The 16872-nt window shown below is 72.3% G+C and carries 14 protein-coding genes and 2 pseudogenes; 10 read left to right on the forward strand and 6 right to left on the reverse strand.

What is annotated here, in order from left to right; translation table 11 throughout:
- Window positions 1-19 precede the first annotated feature (19 nt).
- The 3 genes from OG524_RS35310 to OG524_RS35320 all read right to left on the reverse strand — a co-directional run bounded on the left by OG524_RS35310 (window position 20) and on the right by OG524_RS35320 (window position 5670).
- Window positions 20-1384, reverse strand: a complete 1365-nt coding sequence (locus OG524_RS35310) for an esterase-like activity of phytase family protein (protein WP_405386042.1) — start codon at window positions 1382-1384, stop codon at window positions 20-22.
- A 135-nt stretch (window positions 1385-1519) separates the two neighbouring features.
- A complete protein-coding gene (locus tag OG524_RS35315; protein WP_405812383.1) occupies window positions 1520-2800 on the reverse strand; it encodes an SWF or SNF family helicase in 1281 nt (426 codons plus the stop codon).
- On the reverse strand, window positions 2797-5670 hold the full coding sequence (locus OG524_RS35320) for a DEAD/DEAH box helicase (protein WP_405812384.1): 2874 nt from the start codon (window positions 5668-5670) through the stop codon (window positions 2797-2799). The genes OG524_RS35315 and OG524_RS35320 overlap by 4 nt, the downstream gene beginning before the upstream one ends.
- Before the next feature lie 258 nt (window positions 5671-5928).
- On the opposite strand from OG524_RS35320, the gene OG524_RS35325 reads away from it, so the two are divergent.
- From OG524_RS35325 to OG524_RS35335, 3 genes are all read left to right on the forward strand, one after another.
- Window positions 5929-6990 (forward strand): fatty acid desaturase family protein, encoded by a 1062-nt coding sequence (locus tag OG524_RS35325; protein WP_405386037.1) that lies wholly within the window; start codon window positions 5929-5931, stop codon window positions 6988-6990.
- Between the two features lie 88 nt (window positions 6991-7078).
- Window positions 7079-7261, forward strand: coding sequence for a hypothetical protein (locus OG524_RS35330; RefSeq protein WP_362552887.1), 183 nt, complete (start codon window positions 7079-7081; stop codon window positions 7259-7261).
- Window positions 7258-7800: an MOSC domain-containing protein gene (locus OG524_RS35335; protein ID WP_405393005.1), complete on the forward strand. Its 543-nt coding sequence runs from the start codon at window positions 7258-7260 to the stop codon at window positions 7798-7800. The genes OG524_RS35330 and OG524_RS35335 overlap by 4 nt, the downstream gene beginning before the upstream one ends.
- A gap of 208 nt (window positions 7801-8008) precedes the next feature.
- Here OG524_RS35335 and OG524_RS35340 read toward each other — a convergent pair whose 3' ends face one another.
- Window positions 8009-8908, reverse strand: a complete 900-nt coding sequence (locus OG524_RS35340; protein ID WP_405812538.1) for a hypothetical protein — start codon at window positions 8906-8908, stop codon at window positions 8009-8011.
- Window positions 8909-9477: 569 nt separating this feature from the next.
- Between OG524_RS35340 and OG524_RS35345 the strand changes: the two genes are divergently transcribed.
- Window positions 9478-10053, forward strand: a complete 576-nt coding sequence (locus OG524_RS35345; protein WP_405812385.1) for an oxygenase MpaB family protein — start codon at window positions 9478-9480, stop codon at window positions 10051-10053.
- On the opposite strand, the pseudogene OG524_RS35350 reads toward OG524_RS35345, so the two are convergent.
- A pseudogene (locus tag OG524_RS35350) lies at window positions 10048-10296 on the reverse strand (PadR family transcriptional regulator); the annotation flags it as partial. The gene OG524_RS35345 and the pseudogene OG524_RS35350 sit on opposite strands and share 6 nt — an antisense overlap.
- A 13-nt stretch (window positions 10297-10309) precedes the next feature.
- Between OG524_RS35350 and OG524_RS35355 the strand changes: the two are divergent.
- Window positions 10310-10629: pseudogene (locus tag OG524_RS35355) on the forward strand (alpha/beta hydrolase); the annotation flags it as partial.
- Window positions 10630-10728: 99 nt separating this feature from the next.
- Here the strand turns inward: OG524_RS35355 and OG524_RS35360 are convergent.
- Window positions 10729-11328, reverse strand: a complete 600-nt coding sequence (locus OG524_RS35360; protein WP_405386034.1) for a class I SAM-dependent methyltransferase — start codon at window positions 11326-11328, stop codon at window positions 10729-10731.
- A gap of 160 nt (window positions 11329-11488) precedes the next feature.
- Between OG524_RS35360 and OG524_RS35365 the strand changes: the two genes are divergently transcribed.
- The 5 genes from OG524_RS35365 to OG524_RS35385 all read left to right on the forward strand — a co-directional run bounded on the left by OG524_RS35365 (window position 11489) and on the right by OG524_RS35385 (window position 16658).
- Window positions 11489-12256 (forward strand): MHYT domain-containing protein, encoded by a 768-nt coding sequence (locus OG524_RS35365; RefSeq protein ID WP_405812386.1) that lies wholly within the window; start codon window positions 11489-11491, stop codon window positions 12254-12256.
- Between the two features lie 59 nt (window positions 12257-12315).
- Entirely contained in the window at window positions 12316-14916 is a 2601-nt protein-coding gene (locus tag OG524_RS35370; RefSeq protein ID WP_405812387.1) for a nitrate- and nitrite sensing domain-containing protein, read from the forward strand.
- Window positions 14913-15350, forward strand: coding sequence for a roadblock/LC7 domain-containing protein (locus OG524_RS35375; RefSeq protein WP_405386028.1), 438 nt, complete (start codon window positions 14913-14915; stop codon window positions 15348-15350). The genes OG524_RS35370 and OG524_RS35375 overlap by 4 nt, the downstream gene beginning before the upstream one ends.
- Before the next feature lie 16 nt (window positions 15351-15366).
- A complete protein-coding gene (locus OG524_RS35380; RefSeq protein ID WP_405393003.1) occupies window positions 15367-15768 on the forward strand; it encodes a DUF742 domain-containing protein in 402 nt (133 codons plus the stop codon).
- Between the two features lie 257 nt (window positions 15769-16025).
- Entirely contained in the window at window positions 16026-16658 is a 633-nt protein-coding gene (locus OG524_RS35385) for a GTP-binding protein (RefSeq protein ID WP_405386026.1), read from the forward strand.
- Window positions 16659-16872 lie beyond the last annotated feature (214 nt).

The raw sequence follows: 16872 nt of genomic DNA on the forward strand, positions 1-16872 counted from the left end.
CCCGGCGACCCCGTGTCGTTCACCGGGTCCGGCCGACCAGCGGGCGCGGCAGCTTCAGCAGGGTCACCGACGTCTCGATGCCGCTGTCCACCAGACGGCCGTTCGCGTCGAAGGCCTCGGCGCCGTCCGTCATCCCGAAGTCGTTGTCGTTGATGAGCGCCAGGGTGTCCCGGCCCGTCACCGCCACGCCCTCGATCTTGCCGGGAACGCCCTCGATCGTGCCGAGGTCGACGACCAGGCTCTTGCGCAGCACCCGGACCCCGGACGCGGAGGGGTCCGTCAGCTCCTCGTACGCGGGCGAGGTGGCCGGGTCGTCCCACACCGATCCCAGGATGCCGGCGCCGCGGGGGAGCGTCACCCGGTGCAGCCGGGCCGACTTGTCGGTGCGCTCCTCCACCAGCAGGCTGTCGCGGCCGAGCGCGACGACCGAGGAGATCTTCAGCTCGGACGTGTCGTCCTCACCGGGGTCGACGACCTCCACCGGGTCGAAACGGTACGCGTACTCGGCGGTCACCTGCTGCTTCTTCGTCGAGAAGCGCAGGAAGCGGACGTTGCGCGACTCCTCGCCCGCGTCCTCGTCCGGCAGCGACAGCGGGCTCTGCACCGCGAGGACCAGATCGCCGCCCGGCAGCAGCGCCAGCCCCTCGAAGCCGCGGTTGACCTTGCGGTGCAGCAGCACGCCCGGCAGCGCCTCGACGACCCGGTAGTCGGCGCCTTTCAGCTCCAGGCCCTCGGGGACGTACCGCGTCAGGACCCGGCCGCGCGAGGACACGTGGACGAGCGACGGACCGTACTCGTCGACCAGCCAGAACGACCCGTCCGGCGCACGGACGATGCCCTCGGTGTCCAGCCCGTTCGGGTTGTACGCGAGCGGGGTCCCCGCGTCATAGGAGTACGGGGCCTCGTCGCGGCCCGCCTGGTTCGACAGACCCGTCACCGCGGCGCCGGAACGCGTCGTCAGCGGCAGGGAGTCCAGCACCTCGACGCGCTCGCCGGCGACGCGGATCTTCACGATCGCGGGGTCGAAGCCAGGCACCGCGAAGGTACGGCGCTTCTTGCCGTCGACCTTGATCTGGCCGTTGGGGCCGCGGTCCGTCACCGTCCAGAACTCGCCCTTGCGGCCCGCCGGGTAGATGTCGCTTCCGATGCCGCCCAGCATCACGCCCCGGTCGTCGGAGACCGAACCCGGCAGCAGGCTGTTGCTGAATCCGGCCAGCGGGACATCGCCGAGCACCGCGCTGCCGGTGACCCGTGCCGTGCGCTCCGGACGGTCGGCCGGACCGTGGCGGTCCTGGGACGCCGCGGTGCCTGCCACACAGACCGTGGAGAGCAGGGCGAGCGGCAGCCCGACGGCAAGGGAACGACGGACAACGCGCGCGGACATGGGGCCTCCTGGTGGCACGGACTCGGTGAACGAGCGCAAGGCTCTGCCCCCACCCTCAACACCTGGTGACATCGAGTTGAACGTGGGGGCAGCAGGTGACGAACGGGGCGGCGCCCCAGCCCGCCCGTCCGGATCTCAGGCCTCCGGAAGCGTGCCTGCCAGCGCACCCGCCGGATCGTCGTCCGCGGGCCCTGCCGGAACCCACCGGCTGCGCTCCTTGCGATACGGCCACCAGCGTCCGTCCGGTCCGTACCGCAGCTGGGCGTCGGAACCCACCACCGTCCAGCGGTTCCGCTCGGCGCGCAGCTGCGGGCGCTCGCCCGCCTCCCAGGCCGCGGTGAGCTGCGCCCGCGCCCGTGCGAGCTCCTCCGGGCCGGGCAGCCACTCCTCGTCGTACACCGCGAGGCCGGCGGTCCCGCCGTAGCGCCAGGCCTGTACCGCGGCGTCGAGCGCGGCAGGCTGCCGCCCCGAAGCCATGGCGAGCCGCGCGGTGATCCACGCCTCCGGACGGGTGGTGGCAGCCAGCCGCACGACGTCCTGCTCCGGAGTCAGCTCCGGTGCGGGCAGCTGGTGTTCGTGCCCTTCGGCGACGCAGTCCGCCAGCATCGCGAAGGCCCGCGCGGCGGCGTCGGCAGCCAGGACCTCCAGCGCCGCGGGGTCGACACCCGCCCCCGGGTCCGTCTCCGTGTCCAGCGACGGCGGAAGTCCCGGCTCCGCGGGCAACGGCGGCGGCGGGGGCAGCGGCGGCAGGATGTCCCGCGCCGCGAACGCCTCGTCGGCCCGGACGCCGGGCGGAGCACTGGCCGGCTCCGCCTCCCGCGCGTCAGGGCCACGTGCCCCGCGCGCCGCGCTGCGCACCTGGAGCTCGTCGAGCAGCCGCCGTTCGTCCCTGCCGCGCAACAGCAGCAGGACGAACGGGTCCTGGTCCAGCAGCCGCGCCACCTGGTAGCACAGCGCCCCCGTGTGCGGGCAGTGGTCCCATGCCTCGCAGCTGCACTCCGGTTCCAGATCACCGATCCCGGGCAGCAGATCGACCCCGGCCGCCGCCGCGTCCTCCACCAGGTGCGGCGGCATCTCACGGTCCAGCAACGCGGCGATGTGCCCGGCCCGTTCGGAGGCCATGTCCAGGAAGCGGTCCCAGTCCTCCTCGTCCAGCCGCTGGAGCAGCACATCACTGCGGTACGCGGTCGAGTCGCGGTCCTGCACCACCGCGGTGATCCTGCCGGGCCGTACGGAGACGGCACCGACCCTGCCCGCCCGGGCCAGCATCCGGCCCTTCTTCAGCTGCTGACCGTCCAGGGCGGTGTCCTCCAGCGCCTTCAGCCAGGCCTGCCCCCACCAGGAGGAGGCGAAGCCGCGACCCGGTGCGGGCGGCAGTGCGGCAAACGTACGCTCCGGCTCGTGACCCTCGTTCATCGTGCGCCCCCTCGAAGCTCGACCAGGTCGGTCAGTTCCGCATCGGTCAGTTCCGTCAGCGCCGTCTCGCCCCCGCCGAGCACGGCGTCAGCGAGCCCCTGTTTGCGGACCAGCATGTCGGCGATCCGGTCCTCGACGGTGCCCTCGGCGATCAGCCGGTGCACCTGCACCGGCTGCGTCTGCCCGATCCGGTACGCACGGTCGGTGGCCTGTGCCTCCACGGCCGGGTTCCACCAGCGGTCGAAGTGCACGACGTGACCGGCACGGGTGAGGTTGAGCCCCGTCCCCGCCGCCTTGAGCGACAGCAGGAACACCGGCGCCTCGCCCGCCTGGAAACGGTTCACCATGGCCTCCCGCTCGGCCACGGGTGTCCCGCCGTGCAGGAACTGGGTCCGCACCCCGCGCGTCGCCAGATGCCGCTCCAGCAGCCGCGCCATCCGCACGTACTGGGTGAAGACCAGCACGCTCGCGCCCTCGGCCAGAATCGTGTCGAGCAGCTCGTCCAGCAGCTCCACCTTCCCGGACCGGTCCGCGATCCGGGGCTGTTCCTCCTTGAGGTACTGCGCCGGGTGGTTGCAGATCTGCTTGAGCGCCGTCAGCAGCTTCACCACCAGCCCGCGGCGCGTGAAGCCGTCGGCGCCCGCGATCTCGGCGAGGGTCTCCCGCACCACCGCCTCGTAGAGACCCGTCTGTTCGGCGGTGAGCGACACCGTGCGGTCCGTCTCCGTCTTCGGCGGCAGCTCCGGAGCGATACCCGGGTCGGACTTGCGACGGCGCAGGAGGAACGGGCGGACCAGCGCGCCCAGCCGCTCGGCCGCGGCGGGGTCGTTGCCGCCCTCCACCGCGCTCGCGTACCGGGTGCGGAACGTACCCAGCCGGCCCAGGAGGCCGGGTGTCGTCCAGTCGAGAATCGCCCACAGCTCGGAGAGGTTGTTCTCCACGGGCGTACCGGTGAGCGCGACACGGGCCCGGGCACCGATGGTCCGCAGCTGCTTCGCGGTCGCCGAGTGCGGATTCTTGACGTGTTGCGCCTCGTCCGTGACGACCATGCCCCAGGACGCCCCCGCGAGGCGCGCCGCGTCGAGACGCATCGTGCCGTACGTGGTCAGGACGAACTCGCCGTCCGCCAGGCCCTCCAGGGAACGCGCGGCGCCGTGGAAGCGGCGCACCGGCGTGCCCGGGGCGAACTTCTCGATCTCCCGCTGCCAGTTGCCCATCAGGGAGGTCGGGCACACCACGAGCGTGGGGCCCGCGGCCGACTCGATGCCCTGCCGGTGCAGATGCAGCGCGATCAGCGTGATGGTCTTGCCGAGCCCCATGTCGTCGGCGAGGCAGCCGCCGAGGCCGAGCGACGTCATCGTGTGCAGCCAGTTCAGGCCGCGCAGCTGGTAGTCGCGCAGGGTCGCGGCGAGCGAGGGCGGCGGGCCGACCGTCTGCCGTTGTGACGACTCCGGATCGGCGAGCTGCTCACGCAGCTGCTCCAGCCAGCCCGTCGCGGTCACCTCCACCCGACGCCCGTCGATGTCGGTGGTCCCGGTCAGCACGGCGCTCAGGGCGTCGATGGGGGTGACCTTGCGGTCCCTGATCTCGCGGGCGCGCCTGGTCTCCTCCGGATCGACGAGGACCCACTGGTCGCGCAGCCTGACGAGCGGCCTGCCCGCCTCGGCGAGACGGTCGAGCTTCGCCCGGCTCAACCTGTCGTCGCCCAGCGCGAACCGCCAGTCGAACGCGAGCAGCGCGTCGGCCGACATCAGGGACGGCATCTCCGGCGTCCGCCGCGAACCCGAGGGGCCGTCCTCCTCGTCGGCCGGGCCGATCACCGCACGCGCGGTGAGCCTCCTGGCGAGTTCCTTCGGCCAGTGCACCTGCACACCCGTCGCGGCGAGGGCGCGGGCGGCGGGGCCCAGCAGTTCGGCGATCTCCTCGTCGGCCGGTTCGACGGCGTCCGGCACCGCGGCCGAAAGCAGCGGCGTCAGCGGTGGCCAGGCGCGGGCGGCGCGGCGCAGCGCCAGCAGGGCGTCCATCCGGGCACGCGGCCCGAACAGCGCGGCGGCGGGGGCCCGGTCCGCCCAGACGTCCGCGGCGTCGGCGACCAGCGAAGGGTCCTGGACGCTGTGGATCTGCAGGACGGCGCGGAACGCCGGGCCACCGCCCGTACCGTCGTCATCCGCCCGGTCCAGTCCCGACACCTCGACACGCAGCGAGAGCCGCACGCCGGCGTCGTGCCCGGCTGCCACATCTGCCGCCCACGGCCGGAGCGCGGGCAGGTGCCGCACCGCGGGGGCGGCGAACGCGGGTCCGCCCGCGGCGTACTCGGCGGCGGGTGAGCGCGGCAGTCCGTCGGCCACCGCGTCCAGGAACGACCGCAGCAGGGGCTCCGGCTCGGCCAGCACGACCGGATCGGCGGCGGCGTCGAGCGGCACCGCGTGGGCGGTGGGCGGCATGGACGCCGCCAGTACCCGGATCCGCTCCAGGTCGTCCGCCGTGAGGGGACCGACGCGCCAGGCGTCGTGATCGGCGGCGCTCAGCCCCGGCAGCAGCAGCCCGCGCGCGACCAGTTGCAGGGCGAGCACCCCGGCGGCACCCCAGAACGCCGTCGCGGGAGACGCATTCGCGCCCACGCGCGCACGCGTGAGAACCGGCAGCGCGTCCCGAACGGGCAGGAGCAACGCCGGTACCACGCAGGGGCGGAGGTCGCTTCCGACGACGGTCAGCTCGGCCGAACTCCCGGTATCTCCGGGCGGGGTGCTACCGTCCGGGTTCCAGAACGCGATCAGGCCGGTACGGGCCGGATCCGCGGGGAGGAAGACTGCGGAGCAGCGGGACAGTTCGGAGATTTCGTTGAGTGTGGCCGCAGGGAGCCTGTGCACAGCGATGTCAGATTCCTCAAATTTGACTAGTGGGCCCGGGGTCGCCGAGGGTACCTCACCCACGGCCCGTTCCGGGAGAAACGCACAGTGACCCACCTCACGTGTTTCTGCCTTCTGAAGCTTGGGTGCGGCCTGCACCACCACCGGGCACGGGGGCTTACCCCCCGTACAGCCGGGGTGATGGCGCCATGGCTGCCACAGGCCCGCCATCCGTACGTTTGACGAGGTCAGTGCAGATGCCCAGAAACCGGAGACGTCATGCCCCAGGCTGTAGCCACCGTTGCGCAGAACACCCGCGACGGATCGGAGGGTCCAGCAGGTCAGCAGGGCTCCGGCAGTGATTTCGCACCACTCCTCAAGGCCGTCAAGGGCCAGGGGCTGCTGGAGCGCCGCATCGGCTGGTACGCGGCGGGCATCGCCGTCAACATGCTGGCCCTCGGAGCGGTGATCACCGGCATGGTGCTCCTCGGTGACACCTGGTGGAACCTCTTCCTCACCCTGCCGCTGGCCATCGTGTGGACCCGCACCGCCTTCGTCGGGCACGACGCCGGCCACGCCCAGATATCCGGCGACCGCAAGGCCGGCCGCTTCATCGGATTCGTGCACGCCAACCTGCTCCTCGGGATGAACGAGGCCTGGTGGAACGACAAGCACGTCCGCCACCACGCCAACCCCAACCACATAGACAAGGACCCCGACGTCGGTGTCGGCGCCCTGGTGTGGACCCAGAAGCAGGCCGCCCAGCGTGAGGGCTTCGCCCGCTGGCTCACCCGCAACCAGGCGCGCCTCTTCTTCCCGATGCTGCTCCTCGAAGGCATCGCCCTCAAGATCTACGGCTTCCAGTTCCTGCGGCGCCAGCCCGTACGCGAACGAGTCCTCGCCGGCTTCCTGCTGGTCGCACACCTGGCCCTGTACGCGACACTGCTCCTCACCGTCCTGTCGCCCGGCAAGGCCGTCGTCTTCGCCCTCGTGCACCACGCGATCTTCGGCCTCCACCTGGGCATGGCGTTCGCGCCCAACCACAAGGGCATGGAGATGCCCGACCCGGACGGCGACCGCTGGGGCCACCTGCAGCGCCAGGTCCTCACCTCGCGCAACGTCCGCGGCGCCTTCCTCACCGACTGGTTCCTCGGCGGCCTCAACTACCAGATCGAGCACCACCTCTTCCCGAGCATGCCCCGCCCCCACCTGCGCCTGGCGCAGCCCCTGGTCAAGGCGCACTGCGCGGAGATCGGGATGCCGTACGCGGAGACCGGCCTCATCGAGTCCTACCGGCAGGCCCTGGCGCACATGCACGAGGTCGGCGAACCGCTGCGGTAGACATCCGGGAGCGGATCCGAGGAACCGATGGGCGGGCACAGGCGTTCACACACCAGGAGCGGCTCCGGCCGCGGAGGAGGCACGGATCATGTCGAACGGTGCAAAGATCGCCATCGGGGGCGTCGTCGCGGCAGTCATCCTGATTCCGTTCATCGGATTCTGGTGGTCGCTGCTGGTCCTCATCGGAGTGCCCGCGGTGGGCTACCTGATGCTCGACCCCTCTCAGCGACGCAGGCTCCGCAGGATCAGCCGTAAGGAGATAGGGCGCTGAACAGCACAGTCGCGGCGGTGAGCAGCAGCGACGTGTACGCGTTCACCAAGCCGAACAGGGACAGCATCACGCTCCTGGCCGGACTCGGCGTGGAGGGAGACGTCCACGCCGGGGTCACGGTCAAGCACCGGTCCAGGGTCGCCCAGGACCCGACGCAGCCCAATCTGCGTCAGGTCCACCTGATCCACCAGGAGCTCTTCGCCGAGCTGCGGGACGCGGGATTCGAGGTCGCCCCGGGCGACCTCGGGGAGAACGTCACCACCGCCGGGATCGACCTCCTGGCCCTCCCGGCGGGCACCCTGCTGCACCTCGGTGCCGAGGCCGTCGTCGAGGTGACCGGACTGCGCAACCCGTGTCTGCAGATCGACATCTTCCAGGACGGCCTGCTCAAGCAGGTCGTCGGCCGGGACGAGACCGGCGCCGTCGTCCGCAAGGCCGGAATCATGGGCGTCGTCGTAGTCGGCGGAGTCGTGCGGCCGGGCGACCCGGTCAAGGCGGACCTGCCCGCCGAGCCGCACCGCCCGCTGGATCGGGTCTAGCGACCGAACCCTTGAACGGCCCGGCGCGGTCCGGACCGTTCTGCACGCCGCTGGAGGGCTTGCGGGCGGTGCAAGGCGACCTGCCGCACGACCCTGCGGGGGCGCAGGGCGAGACGTAACCGGCCCCGCGGATGGTGAGCTGCCGCGCCCACCACGTGACGCCCGGGACGCCTGTGACGCCCGGGACGCTTTCGCGCGCGCCGGTGGATCAGGCCGGCCTGACCGCCAGCTCGTCCAGCGACTCCAGCAGCCCCGGCAGTTCGGGTCCCCGACCGACGGGGAGGACCTCGCCGGGTTCCTCGTCCAGCAGGACGAACGCGATGTCGTCGGTCCTGGCGACCAGGGACCATCCGGGCCCGTCGACGCGCAGCGTACGGGCCCCGCCTGGGGCGAACGCGGAGCGTATCCGCCCGGGCGGGGGCGGGGCGGACACGTACGCACGGGCCTCCGCGAGCACCCTGCGCACCCCGGGATGCCGCCCGGAGCTGTCGTCCTCGGAGTCCTCCGACGCCTCCGAGGCTTCCGACGCGTCCCCGGCAGCCTTTTCGTCCTCCGGCGCCTTCGCGGCGTCCGGTGTCTTCCCGTCCGCCCGGCCGAACGCGGTCTCGTCGTCGATCTGCTCACGCCAGGCGGCCCACTGCAGGGCTATCTCGTCCGCGCCGAGGCGCCGCTGGGCCGCCCCCCAGGCCGCGGTGTCCGGTGGCGCCAAGGGAGCCGGGTCCGTCCCCTCGGCAGCCGGATCCGGCTCCGGGTCGTGCGGCGCGGGTACGCCGGGTGCCGCGACCGCCAGGGCCAGCGGCCAGCCCGGCAGCGCGCACACCACCGAGCGGTCGTCGGGGGAGAGGTCGTACTCCATGCCGCAGTCCCAGGAGGCGATGGCGACCGCCACCAGGGAGACATCCTCGACGACGACCGTCCAGCGGGCGCCGCCGCCGTCCTGGCCGAGCACGAGACCGTACCCCTCCGCGTAGGGCTCGAGGCCGAGCGCACCGCACGCGGCCACGTAGTCGTCGCCGAGCACGCTCGGGAACTGCGCGGGGGTCAGCAGCACCGCGGTCAGCACAAACAGCGCGTCCTCGTCGGCGACCGTGTCGTCCGTCCCGGCCACAGCACCCTCCTCGTCCCATGTCGTCCGGTCCATCGTGGCTTCTTCCGTCGGCGCACCTTAACTACTCGGTAACCTTGCCGTCGAGGCCCTGACAAGGGATATCGCCCCCCGCGACGGGAGGCCTCGTCCCACCGCTCCGGTGTGCCGGTATCTGTCTCGCACCGTGGTGCCCGCACGGCCCGGCCACGTAGGCTCGTACCTCCGGCCGACGAAGGGACGACCAGGGTGAAGCGGTTCGAACGGCTCAAGGAGATCCAGCGGCTCGACCCCGAGCGGGACTTCCTGGAGATCTACCGGCTGACCGTGACGTACGAATTCCCCTGGGACATCACCCGCGCCCTCGAACTCGCCCTGTACCGCACCTATGCCGTCCCGAGCATCGGCCGACTCCTCGCGGAGACCGGTGAGCTGACGGAGCGTTCCCAGAAGCGTTACGACGACACCGCACTCCTCCTCGACACCGTCGTCGAGCACGGTTTCGGCAGCGAGGCGGGACGCACGGCGGTCCGGCGGATCAACCGGATGCACCGCAGCTACGACATCAGCGACGACGACATGCGCTACGTCCTGTGCACCTTCGTCGTCACGCCCAAGCGCTGGCTCGACACCTACGGCTGGCGCCGCCTGTCCGACCACGAACTGCGCGCCTTCGCCGCCTACTACCCCGCACCCTCGGCACACACCTGGGCATCAAGGACGTGCCGCGGACGTACGAGGACTTCGAGCGCACCCTCGACAGCTACGAGGACGAGAACTTCGGCTGGGACGAGGGCGCACGCGCGGTCTCCGACGCGACGCTGGCGCTCATGGGCTCCTGGTATCCGGCGCCGCTCGCCCCCGTCGTACGCACGGCCGCGCTCGCACTGCTCGACGACTCCCTGCTGCGGGCGTTCCGCTACGGGCGTCCCAGCCTCGTTGCCCGGGCACTGACCCACGGAGCACTCCGCCTGAGGGCCCGTGCCGTGCGGCTCCTGCCGCCGCGCTCCACCGCCCACTACGCCCGGCAGAACCCCGAGATCAAGGGCTACCCGAACGGCTACGAAGTGGCGCGGCTCGGGACGTTCCCCACTCCGGGCCTCCGCGGCTGCCCGGTCCCGCACGGCCGCCCGTCGGACGTGCCGGCCTCGGACGTGCCGGCCGAGTGAGCCCAGGGTTGCCCTGAGCCACCGCAGCTCCGCCTCACTGGTCACCCGGGCGATCGTGAGGATGCCCCGGCGGAACGGGTCGTCCAGTTCCTCGGCCCGCAGCGGCCGGTTCCCGGCGTAGAAGAAGCTCGCGGGCTCCTCCAGGAATGCCGGCCGCCGCGGGAGCACCTCCGCCTGGGCCGACGGATCCGGCAGATGCCGCAGGAACGCCAGGAGCACGAACCACCGGTTCTCGTCGGTGATCCCGGGCCGGCCCGTCCACGGCGGCGGCTTCTCCCGTGTACTGGCCACGGTCGGCGGGTCTGGGCCGCGACCATGCGGCTCGCCGACCCGCCGGCACTGCACCGCTCGGCGACCGGCCTGGTACGCGGCACCGACCCGACCACGCGCCGGATGCTGATGGATTCGACAGCCGAGCGGGTGTTCCTGCAGGGGTCGCTGAGCGGCGAACTCCCCGGCAGGGAGGCGCTGACGGCCGCCGGCGTAATGGTGGAGACCGTCCCAGACGCCGGACACAACGTCATGTTAGACAGGCCGGACGCGCTGGTACGGGCCGTTGCCGCGCGCCCGGCGTGACGAGGAGGGCTCAACGCGCGCCCGGCGTTCAGAGCGTGCGAAGCGTCTTGACGCGCGTGCCCTGCGTACGGCTCGCACGCCCCATGGGTTCCTGGCCGTTCAGGGCGCGCGCACGGCCAGGACCAGGAAACGGTCGTCCTCGTCGGTGTACGACTCCACCTCCCACCCGGTACGGGCCAGCAGCGGTACGAGCCGGGGCTCCGCCCGCAGATCGTCCTCCGAGGGACCGCGGCCGTGCCGGGCGGCCAGTGCGGCACGCCCGATCGGGTGGAACAGCGCCAGCCGGCCACCCGCGCGCACCGACCGTGCCAGCCCGCGGAGATCCCGCTCCGGGTGGGCGAGATGCGAGATCAGCCCTGCCGCGAACACCGCGTCGAGAACGCCCGGGCGCAGTGGCAGCCGGGCGACATCGGCCACGAGCAGCGCGCCGCTCCCGCCCCGGCCCGCCCGCGCCGCCGCGTCCAGCATGGCGGGCGTCAGATCGGCCCCGATCACCGAGCCACCGGGCCCCACCGCCGCCCGCAGCGCGGGCAGTGCCCGCCCCGTCCCACAGCCCGCGTCGAGCACGGTGTCGCCGGGACGAAGACCGAGCTCGCCGACCGCCGCGGCGTAGGCCGGTCCGTCGTCGGGAAACCGGGTGTCCCAGTCCGCCGCCCGCACGGAGAAGAAGTCCTGGACATGTGTGTGGTCGTCGGCCATACGGACATGATCGCTCAGTCGGCACCCGAGCGAAACGACACGAAACGATGCTCACGTTCGAACGCTGCCTGATCGTTCGGGAACATCTCTCTGTCATATTTCAGCAGTTTCGACATGTGCCCCCGGCGCGCGCCCGCGGCCGGGCTAGCGTCCCCGATCCATGGGACACCTGGACCACGCCACCTTCGGCTGGCTGACACCCGTGCTGTCGTACGCGATGGCATCGATCGGCGCCGCACTCGGACTGCGCTGCACCGTGCGCGCGCTCGGCACCAGTGGCCGCTCGCGCCGCAACTGGCTGCTCACCGCCGCTTCCGCCATCGGCACCGGCATCTGGACGATGCACTTCGTCGCCATGCTCGGCTTCGGCGTCACCGGCACCGACATCCGCTACGACGTGCCGCTCACCCTCCTCAGCCTGCTGGTCGCCATGGCGGTGGTCGGGGCGGGGGTCTTCACCGTCGGATACGGCCGTGACCGCACGCGCACCCTCCTCGTCGGAGGCCTCACCACCGGGATCGGCGTCGCCAGCATGCACTACCTCGGCATGGCTGCCCTGCGCCTGCACGGCACCGTCACCTACGACCCGCTGCTGGTGACCGTCTCCGTGGTCATCGCGGTCGTCGCCGCGACCGCGGCACTCTGGGCGGCCCTCAACATCAGGTCACCGGGAGCCGTCGCCCTCGCGTCGCTCGTCATGGGCGCGGCGGTGAGCAGCATGCACTACACGGGGATGCTTGCGGTCGCGGTCCGGGTCGAACCGTCGGGCACCGCGCTCCCCGGGGCCACGGTGATGCAGTTCATCTTCCCCCTCGCCGTCGGACTCGGGTCGTACCTCTTCCTCACCTCGGCGTTCGTCGCCCTCTCACCGGCGGCCCGCGAACACCCGGACGAAGTCCCTGCGGAACGGGTGACCGCGGCGCCCTGACACCCACCGGCACAGCACAGCACCCGGGGCACGAGCTCCACACCTGGAACGAGGAGGCCATGCGCAGACCCCGCACGACGACCCCGGACACCGGTGCGCACACCGACCGGACCGTGCCGGCGCCGCGCGGACGACGCGCGCACGCCGGCCCGCCCGCCGACGAGCGCACCGAGCACCGCACCGGGCCGCCGTCCCCCGCCGAAGTGGCGACCCGACGACGGTCCCTGCGCCCCCGGACCGTACGCGCGAAGATCATCTCTCTGCTGATGGTGCCCGTCGTCTCGCTGCTCGGCCTCTGGGGATTCGCCACGGTCACCACGGCCCAGGACGTGGCACGGCTGCGTGAACTGCGGCGGGTGGACAACACGGTCCGAGAACCGGTCGCCGTCGCCGTCGCCGCCCTGCGAGGCGAACGCACGGCCGCGCTCCGCCAGTTGGCCGCCCCCGGCACCGGGCACGCCCTCGCCCTGGAGCAGCGGGCGAAGCGGACGGAGTCCGCGCTCGGCGGACTGACGCTGGGCGACCGGCACACGGTCGCCGACGTGGGCACACTGCCTGCCGGGGTCGCGGCCCGGCTCAGGACGTTCCTGGACCGGGTGCAGCACCTGCCCGCCCTGCGCACCGGACTCCTGGACCCGCCCGGGGACGGATCCGAGGCCTTCCGGGCCGAGACCGTGTTCGCGCGGTACACCGAGGCCGTCACCGCCGCCTCCGGCGTCACCGGAGCACTGACCGGCATCCAGGACGCCGAACTCGGCTCCGAGGCCCGCGTACGGCTCGAACTGGACCGCAGCGGCGAGATGCTGGCCCGCGAGGACGCACTGCTCGCCCACGCCGCACTCACCGGCACACTCGACGGCGGACAACTGCGCATGTTCACCGGCGCGGTGGAGACCCGCCGGATCCTGGCCGGCACGGCCGGAGCCGATCTGCCGCCCACCGGACGGGCGGCCTGGCGGACCCTCACCGACCGGGGCGCCTACCGGAGGATCCTCGCGGCCGAGGACAAGGTACTCTCCGCGCCACCCGGACGCCGCGCGGCCCGGACGATCCCCACCACCTGGGAACATGACGCCGCGACCGTGCGCGAAGAACTGCGGGCGATCGAGTCCGGCGCCGGCGAGTCCGCCGCCGACCGGGCGGACCCGCTGGCGCGCGCACTGTTCAGCCCCGCAGGAGCGGCCGTCCTCTTCGGGTTCTTCGCCGTCGCCGCCTCCCTGGCGATCTCCGTACGCATCGGCCGGGCGCTCGTCGTCGAACTCGTCAGCCTGCGTAACAGCGCACTCGACATCGCCCGGCGCGAACTGCCCAGGGCCATGCAACGGCTGCGCGCCGGTGAGGAACTGGACATAGGCACGGAGGCACCGCCCGGCCGGCCCTCCCACGACGAGATCGGCCAGGTGGGCGAGGCCCTCGACACGGTGCACCGCGCCGCCCTCGTCGCCGCCGTCGAACGCGCCGAACTCGCCGGCGGCATCTCCGGAGTCTTCGTCAACCTGGCCCGCCGCAGCCAGGTCCTCGTCCACCGCCAGCTGGCACTCCTCGACGGGATGGAGCGCCGCGCCGACGACCCCAACGAGCTGGGTGACCTGTTCCGGCTCGACCACCTCACGACCCGCATGAGGCGCCATGCCGAAAGCCTGATCATCCTCTCCGGATCCGCCCCGGGGCGGGCCTGGCGGATGCCCGTACCGCTGACCAACGTCGTGCGGGCCGCAGTCTCCGAGATCGAGGACTACGCACGCGTGGAGGTGCGGTCGCTGCCCGACGCGGGGGTGAAGGGCGCGGCGGTCGCCGACCTCACCCACCTGCTGGCCGAACTCGTCGAGAACGCAGCCCAGTTCTCGCCGCCGCACACCAAGGTGCGGATCAGCGGCGAACCGGTGGGCAACGGGTACGCCCTGGAGATCGAGGACCGCGGGCTCGGCATGGGCAGGGAACTGCTCGGCGAGGCCAACCGGCGCATCGAACAGTGGGAAACCCTCGACCTCTTCGACAGCGACCGGCTCGGCCTCTTCGTGGTCAGCAGGCTTTCCGCCCGCCACCACATCAAGGTCCAGCTGCGCACCTCCGCGTACGGTGGCACGACCGCAGTGGTGCTGCTGCCGACCGCGCTGCTCCAGAGCGGCCTGCCGGCCGGTCCGTCCGCCGATCCGGCAGCCGGCGCGGAGACGACCACCGTGTCCCGGGACAACGACGGTCGCGCTCCGGCACCGGGCCCGCACCCCGGACCCCCGCGCCCCACCGGGAAATCCGCCGCGAACGGGTACCCCGCCCCGGCGGCCGTGCCGGCGCCCGCTGCGGTGCCCGCCATCGAGCGGCGTACACCCGCCGGGCCTCGGCCCGCAGCGGGCGACGGCCCCGTCCCTGCCCCCGTCACGACCCTGCACCGCCGTGCGCCCGCGGGGGACGAGGACGGGGAACTGCCCCGTCGTGTGCGGCAGGCCAGTCTCGTACCCCAATTGCGCGAGCAGCCGCGCCCCGAACAGCACGAGCCGGACGGTCACGGACCCGAGTCGTCGGTCGAACGCACCCCCGAGCAGGCCCGCGACCGTATGACCGCCTATCGCAACGGATGGGTCCGCGGCTCCGGTACCGCCCAGGACCGCCCCGCACGCCCCTTTGCCACCCGTCCGTACACCGAAGGAGACCGGACATGATCGCGAACGAGAGGGCGGCAACGGCATCGCGCCGCTCCGGGGAACTCGACTGGTTGCTGGACGACCTGGTCGCCCGGGTCGCAGAGGTCCGGCACGCAGTCGTGCTGTCCACCGACGGACTCGCCGTCGGTGCGTCCAGCGCCCTGAGCCGCGAGGACGGCGAACACCTCGCGGCCGTGGCGTCGGGCTTCCACAGCCTCGCCAAGGGAGCCGGCCGGCACTTCGGGGTCGGTGGCGTGCGCCAGACGATGGTCGAGATGGACGAGGGCTTCCTGTTCGTCGCGGCCGCCGGTGACGGATCCTGTCTCGCCGTCCTCAGCGCGGCGTTCGCCGACATCGGCCTGGTGGCCTACGAGATGGCGCGCCTGGTGAAGCGGGTGGGCGAGCACCTCGCCACCCCGGTGAGGCTCGCCGGACCACCGGCGACGGGCTGAGGACGGCACCATGCGCATGAGCGAGGACGGCGCGCCGCCGGGCAGCCACTGGTACGACGCCGAGGCGGGCCCGCTGGTCCGCCCCTACGCGGTGACGGGCGGCCGGACCAAGGCGGGACCCAGCGGGGTGCGCTTCGACCTGATCGCACTCGTCGTGGTCGACGACGGCACGCCGGACGGTACCGGGGACGCCCTGCTCGGACCCGAGCACCGGGCACTGATCGCGCTCTGCCGGGAGGAGACCCAGTCGGTCGCGGAACTCTCCGCCGAGGCGGACCTGCCGGTCGGCGTGGTGCGGGTACTGCTCGGCGACCTGCTCGACGCGGGCTTCGTACGGGTCAGCCGGCCCGTACCCCCCGCACAACTGCCCGACGAGCGGATCCTGCGCGAAGTGATCGACGGCCTGCGGGCGCTGTGAGGCGCGCGCCCGCAGGCCCGCACGACGCGAGGGCCGCGCGCACGGCAGCCGCCCCTTGTTTGCGGCAGGTACGGCGTCGAATACCGCGTCGAAGACGACATCAAGTTTCGGGCCGAATACCGACCTGAGTGACCGGACATGAGCAGTGAACGGCCCCGTCCGGTCATATCGGTCAAAAACCGTTCACACCCTTCGGCGGCAGCCGCTCCTTGCCATGCTGTCGCCCTTCCTTACGGCACTCGCGAGAGAAGTGATCGATGTCCTCCGAGCATGTGGACAGCACAGACGGTGAACAGACCGAGGACTCCACGGCCCTCGCACTGAAGATTCTGGTCGCCGGTGGTTTCGGGGTCGGTAAGACGACCCTGGTCGGGGCGGTCAGCGAAATCCGGCCGTTGCGGACCGAGGAACTCCTCAGCGAAGCCGGTCAGTCCGTCGATGACACAGGAGGGGTGGACCAGAAGACCACCACGACCGTCGCCATGGACTTCGGGCGCATCACCATCCGGTCGGGCCTGTCGCTGTACCTGTTCGGCACTCCCGGGCAGGACCGCTTCTGGTTCCTGTGGGACGAGCTGTCCCGGGGTGCGCTCGGAGCGGTCGTCCTGGCCGACACCCGGCGACTTGAGGACTGCTTCCCGGCCGTCGACTACTTCGAGCACCGCCGGATCCCGTTCGTCGTCGCCGTCAACCGCTTCCCGGGGGCGCGCTCGTACGGCGAGGAGGACGTCTCGCGTGCCCTCGACCTCGACCGGGGCACGCCGGTCGTCCTGTGCGACGCGCGTGACCGCGCCTCCGGGAAGGAAGTCCTCATCCGGATGGTCGAGTACGCCGGGCGGATGCACACGGCCCGGCTCCTCGACACCGTCGGACAGGCGGACCCGCAGTGAGGCGGGTCCCCCGGTGACGGCCCCCGGTGAGGCGGGGGACGAGGCACCCGTACACGTTCCGCGGACTTGTGTGGACGGTGTCCCCGGGCACGATCAGGACCCCACCGCGTCCGGCACACACACGGACGGCATCAGAGCTGATGACGTCCGTGTGGGCTCCGGCACCGGCGGGACGAAACGGTAGCACCGGCGGGGTGATCGGTCATGACCGGCC

It is taken from the genome of Streptomyces sp. NBC_01520 (assembly GCF_045040375.1).
Taxonomy (GTDB): domain Bacteria; phylum Actinomycetota; class Actinomycetes; order Streptomycetales; family Streptomycetaceae; genus Streptomyces.